Source organism: Pseudomonas sp. 22526 (assembly GCF_052044735.1).
GTDB lineage: Bacteria > Pseudomonadota > Gammaproteobacteria > Pseudomonadales > Pseudomonadaceae > Aquipseudomonas > Aquipseudomonas piscium.
Map to the genome: position 1 here is coordinate 135,867 of NZ_JBQENK010000009.1, position 12,283 is coordinate 148,149.

Annotated in this window: 13 protein-coding genes and 1 other RNA gene; 9 read left to right on the plus strand and 5 right to left on the minus strand. The window is 64.1% G+C overall.

From position 1 onward, the window contains the following. Positions 1-21: 21 nt before the first annotated feature. The 3 genes from ubiH to ACTJKT_RS15645 are packed head-to-tail and all read right to left on the minus strand — an operon-like array spanning position 22 to position 3,125. Positions 22-1,209, minus strand: coding sequence for a 2-octaprenyl-6-methoxyphenyl hydroxylase (gene ubiH, locus ACTJKT_RS15635; protein ID WP_274321429.1), 1,188 nt, complete (start codon positions 1,207-1,209; stop codon positions 22-24). Next, positions 1,206-2,540 carry a Xaa-Pro aminopeptidase gene (pepP, locus tag ACTJKT_RS15640; protein WP_025807091.1) on the minus strand — a complete coding sequence of 445 codons (1,335 nt, stop codon included), beginning with the start codon at positions 2,538-2,540 and terminating at the stop codon, positions 1,206-1,208. The genes ubiH and pepP overlap by 4 nt, the downstream gene beginning before the upstream one ends. A 27-nt stretch (positions 2,541-2,567) precedes the next feature. Next, on the minus strand, positions 2,568-3,125 hold the full coding sequence (locus ACTJKT_RS15645) for a YecA/YgfB family protein (protein ID WP_009051406.1): 558 nt from the start codon (positions 3,123-3,125) through the stop codon (positions 2,568-2,570). A 140-nt stretch (positions 3,126-3,265) separates the two neighbouring features. Between ACTJKT_RS15645 and ACTJKT_RS15650 the strand changes: the two genes are divergently transcribed. The 4 genes from ACTJKT_RS15650 (at position 3,266) to ACTJKT_RS15665 (ending at position 4,725) form a co-directional block, all read left to right on the plus strand. Next, positions 3,266-3,475: a TIGR02449 family protein gene (locus ACTJKT_RS15650; protein ID WP_044466189.1), complete on the plus strand. Its 210-nt coding sequence runs from the start codon at positions 3,266-3,268 to the stop codon at positions 3,473-3,475. Beyond that, positions 3,472-3,795 (plus strand): cell division protein ZapA, encoded by a 324-nt coding sequence (locus ACTJKT_RS15655; protein WP_007926742.1) that lies wholly within the window; start codon positions 3,472-3,474, stop codon positions 3,793-3,795. Before ACTJKT_RS15650 ends, ACTJKT_RS15655 begins: the two co-directional genes overlap by 4 nt. Before the next feature lie 24 nt (positions 3,796-3,819). Next, positions 3,820-3,998, plus strand: a non-coding RNA gene (gene ssrS / locus ACTJKT_RS15660) — 6S RNA. Between the two features lie 121 nt (positions 3,999-4,119). Beyond that, entirely contained in the window at positions 4,120-4,725 is a 606-nt protein-coding gene (locus tag ACTJKT_RS15665) for a 5-formyltetrahydrofolate cyclo-ligase (RefSeq protein ID WP_440787706.1), read from the plus strand. A gap of 34 nt (positions 4,726-4,759) precedes the next feature. Here the strand turns inward: ACTJKT_RS15665 and ACTJKT_RS15670 are convergent, their stop codons facing one another. Further along, the gene (locus ACTJKT_RS15670) at positions 4,760-4,906 is read right to left on the minus strand and encodes a hypothetical protein (protein WP_007926740.1); all 147 of its coding nucleotides are present in this window, start codon (positions 4,904-4,906) and stop codon (positions 4,760-4,762) included. A 195-nt stretch (positions 4,907-5,101) separates the two neighbouring features. Between ACTJKT_RS15670 and ACTJKT_RS15675 the strand changes: the two genes are divergently transcribed. From ACTJKT_RS15675 to ACTJKT_RS15690, 4 genes are all read left to right on the plus strand, one after another. Beyond that, positions 5,102-5,551 carry an EVE domain-containing protein gene (locus ACTJKT_RS15675; RefSeq protein WP_440787707.1) on the plus strand — a complete coding sequence of 150 codons (450 nt, stop codon included), beginning with the start codon at positions 5,102-5,104 and terminating at the stop codon, positions 5,549-5,551. A gap of 135 nt (positions 5,552-5,686) precedes the next feature. Next, positions 5,687-6,652, plus strand: coding sequence for an HlyD family secretion protein (locus tag ACTJKT_RS15680; RefSeq protein WP_440787708.1), 966 nt, complete (start codon positions 5,687-5,689; stop codon positions 6,650-6,652). Then, a complete protein-coding gene (rbbA, locus tag ACTJKT_RS15685) occupies positions 6,649-9,369 on the plus strand; it encodes a ribosome-associated ATPase/putative transporter RbbA (RefSeq protein WP_440787709.1) in 2,721 nt (906 codons plus the stop codon). Before ACTJKT_RS15680 ends, rbbA begins: the two co-directional genes overlap by 4 nt. Further along, the gene (locus ACTJKT_RS15690; protein ID WP_440787710.1) at positions 9,369-10,484 is read left to right on the plus strand and encodes an ABC transporter permease; all 1,116 of its coding nucleotides are present in this window, start codon (positions 9,369-9,371) and stop codon (positions 10,482-10,484) included. Before rbbA ends, ACTJKT_RS15690 begins: the two co-directional genes overlap by 1 nt. A 121-nt stretch (positions 10,485-10,605) precedes the next feature. Here ACTJKT_RS15690 and ACTJKT_RS15695 read toward each other — a convergent pair whose 3' ends face one another. Further along, positions 10,606-11,013, minus strand: a complete 408-nt coding sequence (locus ACTJKT_RS15695; protein ID WP_440787711.1) for a flagellar basal body-associated protein FliL — start codon at positions 11,011-11,013, stop codon at positions 10,606-10,608. A 158-nt stretch (positions 11,014-11,171) separates the two neighbouring features. Here ACTJKT_RS15695 and ACTJKT_RS15700 point away from each other — a divergent pair, with 158 nt between their 5' ends. Then, positions 11,172-12,149 (plus strand): NADPH:quinone oxidoreductase family protein, encoded by a 978-nt coding sequence (locus ACTJKT_RS15700; protein ID WP_097306536.1) that lies wholly within the window; start codon positions 11,172-11,174, stop codon positions 12,147-12,149. Positions 12,150-12,283 lie beyond the last annotated feature (134 nt).

Consider the following 12,283-nt stretch of genomic DNA (forward strand, 5'->3'; position numbering starts at 1 on the left):
CCCGATCGCGGGCTCAACCACTCACGCATCGGGACGGGTACCCAGGCCCATGGCTTGTCGCGCGAACCAGCGCTTGGCCGGCGGCAGCAGGTCCAGGCCCAGCAGCCCGATATTGCGTCCCAGGGACACCAGCGGCAGCTTGCTGCCGAACAAGCGGGTGACCTGATCGGAGAAGCCCACGGTCAAGTCCTGGTCCAGACGCTGCCGCTCGCGGTAGGCCTGCAAGATGCTGAAATCGCCGGGCGGCGTCGGGCTGACCAGCAAGGCATCGGCCAGCGCCTGGGCGTCGCGCAACGACAGGTTGAAACCCTGCCCGGCAATCGGATGCAGGCTGTGGGCCGCGTTGCCCAGCACCACCAGATGAGGACGCACCTGCTCCTCGGCCTCCACCAGCGACAGCGGGTAAAGATGCCGCGCGCCGACCTGTTTCAGGGTGCCCAGGCGATAACCGAAGATCCCCTGCAATTCGCTGAGGAAACTGCGTTCATCCAGCGCGGCCAGGCGCTGCGCGTCCATGCCCAGACGGGTCCAGACCAGCGCGCAGCGGTTCTCCGGCAGCGGCAGCAGGGCCATCGGGCCGTCGTCGGTGAAGCGCTCGAAAGCCATGCCGTTATGGGCTTCGCTCGGGGTGATATTGGCGATCAGCGCGCTCTGGTTGTAGGGGCGCTTTTTCACCCCGATACCCAGTTGCTCGCGCAGCCCGGAGCGACCGCCGTCGGCCAGCACCGCCAGCTCGCAGTCCAGGCTGGTTTCATCGTTGAGGGTCAGGCGGTAGCCGTCTTCCAGCGGCTCCATGCGGGTGACTTCGGCCGGGCAGCGCCAGCTCACCACGTCCTTGTCCAGCCCCTGCCAGAGGCATTGGCCAAGCCAGGCGTTTTCCACCACATAACCCAGGGCGGGAACGCCCTCCTCCATGGCCGACAGCCGCGCGGTGGAAAACCGCCCACGGTCGGAGACATGGATCTGTTTGATCGGCTCGGCTCGGCGGGAGATTTCCTGCCACACACCCAGCCGTTGATAGATCTGCCGCGCGCCGAACGACAGCGCCGAGGAGCGCGCGTCGTAGCTGGGCTGATAGCTATCGCCCGGAGCGAACGGCTCGATCAGCACAATCTTCCAGCCGCGCTCCTTGGCGCCGGCCTGCAAGGCCAGGGCCAGGCTGGCACCGACCAGGCCACCGCCGATGATCGCCAGATTGACCCGGTTCATGCTGCGCGGCTCCGTGCGGCGGCCATCAGGGCCTCGATCTCGGCCACGGTCTTCGGCACGCCACCGGTGAGAATTTCACAGCCTTGCTTGGTTACCACCACGTCATCCTCGATGCGCACGCCAATGCCGCGCCATTTCTTCGCCACGTTCTGATTGTCCGGCGCGATGTAGATGCCCGGCTCGACCGTCAGGGCCATGCCGACTTCCAGCACCCGCCATTCGCCGCCGACCTTGTACTCGCCGACATCATGCACATCCATGCCCAGCCAGTGGCCGGCGCGGTGCATGTAAAACGCCTTGTAGGCTTCGCTGGCGATCAACTCGTCCACCTCGCCTTCGAGCAGCCCCAGCTTGACCAGCCCGGCGGTGATCACCCTGACGGTCGCTTCATGAGCCTGGTTCCAGTGCTTGTTCGGCGCGATCTCGGCAAAGGCGGCTTCCTGGGAGGCCAGCACCAGCTCGTAGATCGCCTTCTGCTCGGCGGAAAACTTGCCGTTCACCGGCCAGGTGCGGGTGATATCGCTGGCATAACAATCGATCTCGCAACCGGCGTCGATCAGCACCAGATCGCCGTCCTTGAGCAACGCGTCGTTCTGCTGGTAATGCAGGATGCAGCTATTGCGCCCGGCGGCGACAATCGAGCCGTAGGCCGGCATCTTCGCCCCGCCCCGACGGAACTCGTAGTCCAGCTCGGCTTCCAGGCTGAACTCGTACAAACCGGCGCGGCTGGCCTGCATGGCCCGAATATGGGCCTGGGCGGAAATCCGCGCGGCCTCGCGCATCACCTTCACTTCCGCCGCCGATTTATACAGGCGCATGTCGTGCAGCAGATGATCCAGGGCAACGAATTCGTTCGGCGGCTGGGCCCCCAGGTGCGCCTTGGAGCGGATCACGTTGATCCATTCCATCAGGTGGCGATCGAACTCGGGGTTGCTGCCCATGGCCGAATACACCCGGTCGCGGCCTTCGATAAGGCCCGGCAGGATGTCGTCGATATCGGTGATGGGGAAGGCGTCGTCGGCGCCGTAATCGCGGATCGCACCCTCCTGGCCAGCCCGCAGGCCGTCCCAGAGTTCACGCTCGGCATTACGTTCGCGGCAGAACAGGATGTACTCGCCATGCTCGCGACCGGGCATCAGCACGATCACCGCCTGGGGTTCGGGGAAGCCGCTGAGGTACTGGAAATCGCTGTCCTGACGGTAGACATGCTCGACGTCGCGGTTGCGGATCGCCACGGCGGCAGCCGGCAGGATCGCGATGCTGTTGGGTTCCATCTGCGCCATGAGCGCCTTGCGGCGGCGGGTGTATTCCGATTTCGGGATATGGATCATGGGCAGACGGATTTCCCTATCGAGCGATCAGTGCAGAGAAGGCTTGGCGGCCGGTTCAACCGTCTTGTTGGTCTCGGTGAACAGCAGCAGCGGGGCGACCCGCAGGTATTCCATCACTTCCATGTAGTCGCTTTCGCCGTCGTCGGACTCTTCCAGCGCGTCCTGTACCTGGGCAATCGCCGCAAGGTCCTGCAACACTTCCGTGGCCTCGGCGCTCAGGGCGCTGCTGTCGCGGGAGTTCAGGCCGAAGCCGGTGAGGAAACCCTGGCACCATTGACCCAGGGCCGCGGCGCGCTCGGCCAGCGGGGCGTCATCGGTCGGCAGCAGCAGAACGACGGTCATGTCGTCGCTGGTCAGCTCGCCCTTGACCATTTCCTGCAGGCCGATCAAGGCGTTGCGAACATTGTCCTGCGGCTCGCCTTCGAGCAGTTCGGCGGCGTCGATCAGCCAGCCGTCGACTTCGAAGCCGGCGCCGGCGCAGCTGCGACCCAGCAACAGGCCATGCAATTCGGCGGGCGAGACAGGGTGACCGCTGCTGCTGAGCAGGGTGGCGAAGGCGTTGTACGGGGAATTCTGAATGGGCATGGGCAGCTAGGCGCCAAGCGGCGCAATGTCTAGAATGGAGGCCTTGTATCCTAGCATCGGCAGACGCGCCAAGACCATCGAGGCCGTCAACTCGTTTGCCCAGGCAGTTGCCACTCATCAGACAAATCCAGTGGGATCCAATGGAAGACACCGATCTGCAAGCGCTGATGGCTAGACTCGAACTGCTAATTGACCGGGTCGAGCAACTAAAGAGTCAAAACGCACTCTTATTAGCTCAGGAAAAGACTTGGCGCGAGGAACGCGCGCACCTCATTGAAAAAAACGAAATCGCCCGGCGTAAGGTCGAATCGATGATTTCGCGCCTCAAGGCCCTGGAGCAAGACTCATGAGTTCAAGCAATAGCGTTACCGTGCAGATCCTCGACAAAGAGTATTCGATCATCTGCCCCCAGGAAGAGCGTAGCAATCTGGTGAGCGCCGCCCGGTACCTGGATGGCAAGATGCGTGAGATCCGCAGCAGCGGCAAAGTCATTGGCGCCGATCGTATCGCGGTAATGGCCGCCCTCAATATCACCCACGACCTGCTGCACAAGCAGGACCGCCCTGACGTGCAAGCCAGCGGCTCGACCCGCGAACAGGTGCGCGATCTGCTCGAACGCGTGGATCTGGTGCTCGCCACCGACACCGACACAACCAAGGCTGATTCCTGAGGGTGGTTGCGGTATAATCCCCAGCACTCCCTGGGGTGCTTGCCAGTTGGCGATGTCCCTGAGCCGATTCGCACTACCCTGGAAGTTGCACGTTGGGCCGGTGTGCATGTCCGCTAGACGGAAAGCCTTAACGCCTACTGCATCTTCCGCCTTGAACTTTCGGGTTCAAGGGCTAAGTCGACAGCGGTTCATCCGGGGAGCCTGAATTCCATACCAATGCCAGCTATGCAAATAGCTGGCATTGTTTTTTTCAGCACCGTTTTTTTCGGCTTCCGGGTTATTTGATACGCTGTCCTGCCGTACCCGACCCGGACCCGAGCGACCATGACCGAACCGGCGCCGCTTTCCCGCCCGCAACTTCGAAGCACACTGCGCAAGGCCCGCCGCGCCCTCACCGCCAGCGAACAACGCCAGGCCTCTCGCGGGCTGTATCGGCAACTGGCGCAGCATCCGCTGTTCCGCCGCGCCCGGCATATCTCCCTTTACCTGCCCATGGACGGTGAAATCGATCCGCGCCCGCTGCTGCGCGCCGCGCAACGTCGGGGCAAGGCGACTTATCTGCCGGTGCTCAATGCCTGGCCACAGACCAAGATGGTGTTTCAGCGCGTTCGCCCGGGCGAAAAGCTGCGCCCCAACCGCTTCCGCATTCCCGAGCCGCGGGTGAGCCAGGCCCGGCAACGCAAGGTCTGGGCACTGGACCTGGTGCTGTTGCCGCTGGTCGGCTTCGATGAGGCTGGCGGACGCCTGGGAATGGGCGGCGGTTTCTATGATCGCAGCCTGGCCTATCTGGCACGGCGCAAAAGCTGGCGCAAGCCGACGCTGCTGGGGCTGGCCCACGAATGTCAGAAAGTCGCGAAACTGGATCAGGCGAGCTGGGATGTACCGCTGCAAGCAACGGTGACCGACAAGAAATGGTATTTCGCGAAATAGGCGCCACCAGGAGAGAGCGGCGCCTTGGAAGGAATCAACGCTTGTAAGGCTGCTGCTGTTGCGCGAGTTCGACCGGAGCGTCGGTCTTGTTGGCCCACAGGCTCTGCGCATAACCGGTTGTCACTACGCCCAAACCGAACAAAATAACCAAAATCCATAGTAAATCCGGTTTGCGTTGCATCGATTGCCCCCCTCAGGCAAATCACACACGATGACAGCGACGGTTTCCATAACAGGCCGTGCAGCAGCGTCAAGCTTAAAATCCCGGCATTCTGCGATAACGTGAACCGACACGCAAATGCTGGCGTCAACCGACTGTCGGTTTGTCATAAAATCGCCCGACAACTTGCCCACGCCCCTCTGGAGAGCACAGAAAATGGCCTATTGGCTGATGAAATCCGAACCGGAAGAACTCTCGATCGAGGGCCTGGCGCTCAAGAACCAGGCGCGTTGGGACGGTGTACGCAACTACCAGGCGCGAAACTTCCTGCGCAGCATGGCGGTGGGTGACCAATTCTTCTTTTATCACTCCAGCTGCCCCGAACCGGGCATTGCCGGGATCGGCCGGATCATCGAGGCCGCTTACCCCGATCCGACCGCCCTGAAACCGGAAAACCCGCATTTCGATCCCAAGGCCAGCGCTGAGAAAAACGCCTGGAGCGCCGTCGACGTCACCCATGTCGAAACCTTCCCCAAGGTGCTGCGCCTGGATTATCTGAAGCAGCAAACCGCCCTCGCCGAACTGCCCCTGGTGCAGAAAGGCAGCCGGCTGTCGGTGATGCCGGTGACCGCCGAACAGTGGGCGGCGGTGCTGGCATTGCGCTGAACAAGGCGTAATCGCTCTTCAGACAGGCATTCCGCGCACAAGGCTACTAGGCTTGCCCCCTTCATTTGACGGACATCAAGCAGCCCCATGGCTTGAGCCGCCAGACTAGGACGCTACAGCTGCTGGGATGCCTCAATGTCGACAAATCACCGCTCCTCCCGTATTTTTGCCGGCGCCTTGCTGGCCCTGCTGCTGATCGCGGGCGGCTTTGGTTACTGGAAGTCCACCCTGGACCGCCTGCCCGAAGGCCTGAACATGGGCAACGGCCGGCTTGAAGCCACCGAAGTACAGATCGCCAGCAAGACGCCCGGACGCCTGGCCGAAGTGCTCGTCGACGAAGGCGACAAGGTGTCCAAGGACCAGCTGCTGGCCCGCATGGACACCCGCACCCTGGAAGCCCAGCGCGCCCAGGCCGAGGCCGACGTGGTGCGCACCCGGGAAAACCTCGCGGCGGCCGAAGCCAATGTGCAGCTGCGCCAGAGCGAACTGCTGCTGGCCACCCAGGAACTCAAGCGCTCCCGGGAACTGTTCAATCGTGGTTACGCCAGCCAGCAGATCATCGACCAACAGCAGGCGCGCCTGAACACCGGCAACGCCGCCGTCCAGGCAGCCCAGGCCCAGGTCGCCGCGGTGCGCGCGGCCATCGGCTCGGCCAAGGCGCTGGTCGCCCAGCTGACCAGCGAGATCGACGACAGCAGCCTGCGCGCGCCCATCGACGGCATCATCCAGTTGCGCCTGGCCGAACCGGGCGAGGTGCTGGGCGCCGGCGGCCGGGTGTTGCTGCTGATCGACCCGAGCGACCAGTACATGAACCTCTACCTGTCCGCCTCGGTGACCGGCCACCTGGCCGTCGGCAGCGAGGCGCGGATCCTGCTCGACGCCCTGCCCGACCAGCCGCTGCCAGCGAAAATCAGCTTTGTCGCGGCCAAGTCCCAGTTCACCCCCAAGGAAGTGGAAACCCGCGATGAACGCCAAAAACTGGTGTTCCGCGTCAAGCTGCGGCTGACCCAACCCAGCGCCGTACCGCAGGCCAAGCCGGGCATGCCCGGCGCCGGCTATGTGCGCACCGCGACCCTGGACTGGCCGGCCAACCTGCAATGAACGAGCCGGCGCTGCAGGCCACGGGCATCAACCACCGCTATGGCTCGCAACAGGCCCTGGTCGACCTCGCCTTCAGCCTGCCCGGCGGCACCCGCTGCGGGCTGATCGGCCCGGACGGCGCCGGCAAGTCGAGCCTGCTGGGCTTGATCGCCGGGGTAAAGAAGCTGCAGCAGGGCCAACTGCAGGTGCTCGGCGGTTCCATCGAACAACGCCGCCATCGCAACAGCCTGTACGCGCGGATCGCCTTCATGCCCCAGGGCCTGGGCGGCAACCTGTATCCCGAGCTGTCGATCCAGGAAAACATCCGTTTCTTCGCCACCCTGTTCGGCCTGTCGAAAGCCGAATGCGAGCAGCGCATGCACAACCTGTTGCTGGCCACCGACCTGCTGCGCTTCGCCGAAAGGCCCGCGGGCAAGCTGTCTGGCGGGATGAAGCAGAAGCTCGGGCTGTGCTGCGCGCTGATCCATGAGCCGGACCTGCTGATCCTCGACGAGCCCACCACTGGCGTCGACCCACTGTCCCGCCGGCGCTTCTGGGAACTGGTGGACGAGGTTCGCCGCCAGCGCCCGCAACTGACGCTGCTGGTGGCCACCGCCTATATGGAGGAAGCCGAACAGTTCGAGCACTGCCTGATGCTCGACCGCGGCCGGCTGATTGCCCAGGGCTTGAGCCGGGAACTGGCCATCGTCACGCCCAGCGGCAAGCTCGACGATGCCTTCACCCACTTCCAGGGCGACAGCGGGCATGACAGCAAACCGCTGGTGATCCCGCCAAGAACCACAGACAACCAGCAAATCGCTATCGAAGCCCATGAGCTGACCCTGCGTTTCGGCGACTTCACCGCCGTGAACAAGGTCAGCTTCGCCATTGGCCGGGGCGAGATTTTCGGCTTCCTCGGCTCCAACGGCTGCGGCAAGACCACCACCATGAAGGTCCTGACCGGGCTGATGCCGGCCACCGAGGGCAGCGCCAGGCTGCTGGGCAACCCGGTGGACGCCAAGGACCTGGCCACCCGCAAGCGCGTGGGCTTCATGTCCCAGAGCTTCTCGCTGTACGGCGAACTCAGCGTGCGCCAGAACCTGGTGCTGCATGCCCGGCTGTTCGACCTGCCCAAGGCCGAGAGCGGCCCGCGGATCGAAGAACTGATCCGCCGCTTCGCCCTCCAGGAGATTGCCGAACAACCCTCCGGCGCCCTGCCCCTGGGCTTGCGCCAGCGCCTGTCCCTGGCGGTGGCGGTGCTGCACCGCCCGGAAGTGTTGATCCTCGACGAGCCGACCTCGGGCGTCGATCCGGCGGCCCGCGACGACTTCTGGCGCCTGTTGATCGAGCTGTCGCGGGAACAGGGGGTGACGATCTTTCTGTCCACCCACTTCATGAACGAAGCCCAGCGCTGCGACCGCATCTCGCTGATGCACGCCGGCCAGGTGCTGGCCTGCGATACGCCGGCCGCCCTGCAGCAACAGTTCGCTGGCGAAACCCTGGAAGCCGCCTTTGTCCGCTGCCTGGAAGAGGCCCAGGGCGCGCCGGAACCTGCTCCCCCGGCGACCGCCCAGCCCGAAGTCAGCAGCGCCATCCACAGTGACGGTCGGCGCTTCAGCCTGTCGCGCCTGATCGCCGTGGCCACCCGCGAAGGCAAGGAACTGATGCGCGACCGGGTGCGCCTGAGCTTCGCCTTGCTCGGGGCGCTGTTCATGATGGTGATCTTTGGCTACGGCATTTCCCTGGACGTGGAAAACCTCGCCTTCGCCGTCTACGACCAGGACCAGACACCGCAAAGCCGCGCCTACCTGGAAGCCTTCCGCGGCTCCCGCTACTTCAAGGAGCAGAAGCCGATCCGTGACGCCGCCGAACTGCACCGGCGCCTGCAACGCTCGGAGATCAAGCTGGCCCTGGAGATTCCCCCCGGCTTCGGCCGCGACTTGTACGCCGGGCGCCAGCCCGCGGTGGCCGCCTGGCTCGACGGCGGCATGCCATTCCGCGCCGAGACCAGTCGCAACTATGTCGAGGCGGTGCACCAGGCCAATATCGAATTGCTGGCCGAACACAGCAGCCCGGCCCTGGGGCGGCCACCCGCGGCCCGGTTGGAAACGCGCTTTCGCTACAACCAGGACGTGGTCAGCGTGAATGCCATCGGCCCCGGGGTGATGGCGCTGATCCTGGCGTTCATCCCGGCGATGCTCACGGCGCTGGGCATCGTGCGCGAAAAGGAACTGGGCTCGATCACCAACTTCTACGCCACACCGCTCAAGCGCCTGGAGTTTCTCCTGGGCAAACAGGCGCCTTACCTGGGCCTGAGCCTGATCAACCTGGCGCTGCTGGTGGCCATGAACCGCTGGCTGTTCGGCGTGCCCTTCAAGGGCAGCGGCCTGACCCTGGCCTTCGGCGGCCTGCTGTACGTGCTGGCCACCACCAGCCTGGGCCTGCTGATCTCCGCCTTCACCCGCACCCAGATCGCGGCGATCCTCGGCACCATGATCATCACCAGCCTGCCGACCATCCAGTTCTCCGGGCTGATCGTGCCGCGCTCGTCGCTGGACGGTTCCGCGGCGCTGATGGGGCAGCTGTTCCCCGCCGGTTACTTCCTCGACATTGCCGTCGGCACCTTCACCAAGGCCCTGGACCTGCGCCAGCTGTGGCCGCAGTGCCTGGCGCTGTTCGGGTTCTTCCTCGGGTTCACCGGGCTGAGCCTGGCGATGCTGAAAAAGCAGGAGGCCTGATGCACCGGTTCAGCCACATCCTGCGCCTGGGCTTAAAAGAGCTCACCAGCCTGCGACACGACAGCGTGTTGCTGCTGTTTCTGCTGTACGCCTTCAGCGTGGCCATCTACATGCCCGCAGCCGGTTCGGTGATCGGCGTGCACAACGCCAGCGTGGCGCTGGTGGACGAAGACCACAGCCAGCTCTCGCGCCAGCTGGCCGAGGCCCTGCAACCACCGGAGTTCCAGAACCCGGAGCCCTTGCCCTACGACCAGCTGGACCAGGTCATGGACAGCGGCCAGTTCACCTTCGTCATCAATGTGCCGGCCAACTTCCAGAACGACCTGCTGGCCGGGCGCCAACCCAGCGTGCAAGTGAATGTCGATGCCACCGCCATGAGCCAGGCCTTCATGGGCGCCGGTTATATCGGGCGGATTTTCCAGCGTGAACTGTCGAACTACAGCCAGGCCGACCCGGCGAGCAGGATGCCCGCCAAACTGACCAGTCGCGCACTGTTCAACACCAACCTGCAGGGTGGCTGGTTTCTGGCGGTGATCCAGATCGTCAACAACATCACCATCCTGGCCATTATCCTGACCGGCACGGCGCTGCTGCGCGAGCGCGAGCATGGCACCCTCGACCATCTGCTGGTGCTGCCGCTGACCGCCCTGGAAATCATGCTGGCGAAGATCTGGAGCAACATGCTGGTGGTGGTGCTCTGCACCTGGGTGTCGCTGGAGGTGATCGTCAAAGGTGTGCTGGGCGTGCCGCTGGCCGGTTCGCTGGGGCTGTTCCTCGCGGTGACCGCGCTTTACCTGTTCGCCAGCACCGCGCTGGGGATCTTTCTCGCCACGCTGGCGCGCTCGACCCCGCAATTCGGCTTGCTGGCGATTCCGGTGATCATCCCGATGTTGCTGCTGTCGGGCGGCAGCACCCCGCTGGACAGCATGCCCCAGTGGCTGCAATGGGTGATGCAGGGCTCGCCGTCGACCCACTTCGTCAGCCTCAGCGCCGCGATCCTGTTTCGCGACGCCGGCATCAGGGTGGTCTGGCCAGACCTGCTGGCCCTGGCGGTGATAGGCCTGCTGTTCTTCGGCATTGCCCTGGCGAGGTTTCGCAGGAGCCTGGCGTCCTGAACGCGGAACACTGCTACGACTTGTAGGAGCGAAGCTTGCTCGCGATCAGCCGCCAGGCTGAAATTCGGCGGAGCTCGCACTATCGCTATCGCGGGCAAGCCTCGCTCCTACGGATCCAGCATTACTGGATGATCAGGTTGTTGAACAGCAGGTCTTCCACCACCGGCTTGCCGGTTTCGTCGTTCATCACCTGCTGGGTCTGCTTCAGGGCTTCCTGGCGCAGCTTTTCCTTGGCTTCGACGTTGTTCATGGTTTCCGTGGTCTGCTGGGCGAACAGCGCCACCAGCTGGTTGCGGATCAACGGCTCGTTGGCTTTCACCGCCTGGGCGGCGGCATCGCCGGTCACCCGCAGGGCGACGTCAGCCTTGTAGACCTTGAGCTTGGGGCCGCCATCCAGGCCGTAGTTGCCCACGAACGGCGGGTTCAGGCTGATGTAACTGACTTTCGGTGCTGCGCCTTCTTTGGCTTCCTCGGCCATGGCTGCCATGGGCAGAGACAGGGCCAGCATCAACATGATCCACGCTTTCACAATTCGCTCCTTATCCGGTAGGCGGTCTAGCATAAAGGCCCCCGCGCCCGTGCCCAAGCACAAAGCTTATGGCTGGTTATCAGGCCGGGGCATGCTCGTTGACCGCGTTATTCACCCACCTACACTTATCGGCCATCACTCCCAAAGGAATAGCCCTGATGAAAGCCGTGCTGTGCAAAGCCTTCGGCCCCGCCGAAACGCTGGTGCTGGAAGACGTCGCGAGTCCTGTACCGAAGAAGAACGAAATCCTGCTGCAGGTGCATGCGGCTGGGGTGAACTTCCCGGACACGCTGATCATCGAGGGCAAATACCAGTTCAAGCCGCCCTTTCCGTTCTCGCCCGGTGGCGAGGCCGCGGGGGTGGTCGGCGCTGTCGGCGAGAAGGTCGGCCACCTCAAGGTCGGCGACCGGGTCATGGCGCTGACCGGCTGGGGCAGCTTTGCCGAGGAAGTGGCGGTGCCGGGCTACAACGTCCTGCCGATTCCAGCGTCGATGGACTTCAATACCGCTGCCGCCTTCAGCATGACCTACGGCACCTCGATGCACGCCCTCAAGCAACGCGGCAACCTGCAGCCGGGTGAAACCCTGCTGGTGCTCGGCGCTTCCGGCGGCGTCGGCCTGGCAGCGGTGGAAATCGGCAAGGCCATGGGCGCACGGGTCATCGCCGCCGCCAGCAGCGCCGAAAAACTCGCGGTGGCCAAGGCTGCCGGTGCCGATGAGTTGATCAACTACAGCGAAACCAGCCTGAAGGACGAGGTCAAGCGCCTGACCGAGGGCCAGGGCGCCGATGTGATCTACGACCCGGTCGGCGGCGACCTGTTCGACCAGGCCATCCGCGCCATCGCCTGGAACGGCCGGCTGCTGGTGGTGGGTTTTGCCAGTGGGCGCATTCCCGAGCTGCCGGTCAACCTGGCGCTGCTCAAGGGCGCCGCCGTGGTCGGCGTGTTCTGGGGCTCGTTCGCCCAGCGCCAGCCCCAGGACAACGCAGCGAACTTCCAGCAGCTGTTCGGCTGGTTTGCCGAAGGCAAGTTGAAGCCGCTGGTTTCGCAGGTCTACCCGCTGGGCAACGCCGCCAGCGCCATCAACGATCTTGGCCAGCGCAAGGCGGTGGGCAAGGTGGTGGTTCAGGTTCGCTGACCTGTCTCTGTAAGGGCTTGCTCGCGCAGCGGCGGATGGCCGCTGCGCGGATCGCGAGCAAGCTCGCTCCTACAAGGGCGTGAAATCTCGTTACGACCTTTACTTATATCTGACCGACATGTTCGCAAAAGAAC

Bases quoted from the DNA above. Each gene is read 5' to 3' on its own strand.
- ubiH (WP_274321429.1), bottom strand. From the start codon at position 1,209: ATGAACCGGGTCAATCTGGCGATCATCGGCGGTGGCCTGGTCGGTGCC.
- pepP (WP_025807091.1), bottom strand. From the start codon at position 2,540: ATGATCCATATCCCGAAATCGGAATACACCCGCCGCCGCAAGGCGCTC.
- ACTJKT_RS15645 (WP_009051406.1), bottom strand. From the start codon at position 3,125: ATGCCCATTCAGAATTCCCCGTACAACGCCTTCGCCACCCTGCTCAGC.
- ACTJKT_RS15650 (WP_044466189.1), top strand. From the start codon at position 3,266: ATGGAAGACACCGATCTGCAAGCGCTGATGGCTAGACTCGAACTGCTA.
- ACTJKT_RS15655 (WP_007926742.1), top strand. From the start codon at position 3,472: ATGAGTTCAAGCAATAGCGTTACCGTGCAGATCCTCGACAAAGAGTAT.
- ACTJKT_RS15665 (WP_440787706.1), top strand. From the start codon at position 4,120: ATGACCGAACCGGCGCCGCTTTCCCGCCCGCAACTTCGAAGCACACTG.
- ACTJKT_RS15670 (WP_007926740.1), bottom strand. From the start codon at position 4,906: ATGCAACGCAAACCGGATTTACTATGGATTTTGGTTATTTTGTTCGGT.
- ACTJKT_RS15675 (WP_440787707.1), top strand. From the start codon at position 5,102: ATGGCCTATTGGCTGATGAAATCCGAACCGGAAGAACTCTCGATCGAG.
- ACTJKT_RS15680 (WP_440787708.1), top strand. From the start codon at position 5,687: ATGTCGACAAATCACCGCTCCTCCCGTATTTTTGCCGGCGCCTTGCTG.
- rbbA (WP_440787709.1), top strand. From the start codon at position 6,649: ATGAACGAGCCGGCGCTGCAGGCCACGGGCATCAACCACCGCTATGGC.
- ACTJKT_RS15690 (WP_440787710.1), top strand. From the start codon at position 9,369: ATGCACCGGTTCAGCCACATCCTGCGCCTGGGCTTAAAAGAGCTCACC.
- ACTJKT_RS15700 (WP_097306536.1), top strand. From the start codon at position 11,172: ATGAAAGCCGTGCTGTGCAAAGCCTTCGGCCCCGCCGAAACGCTGGTG.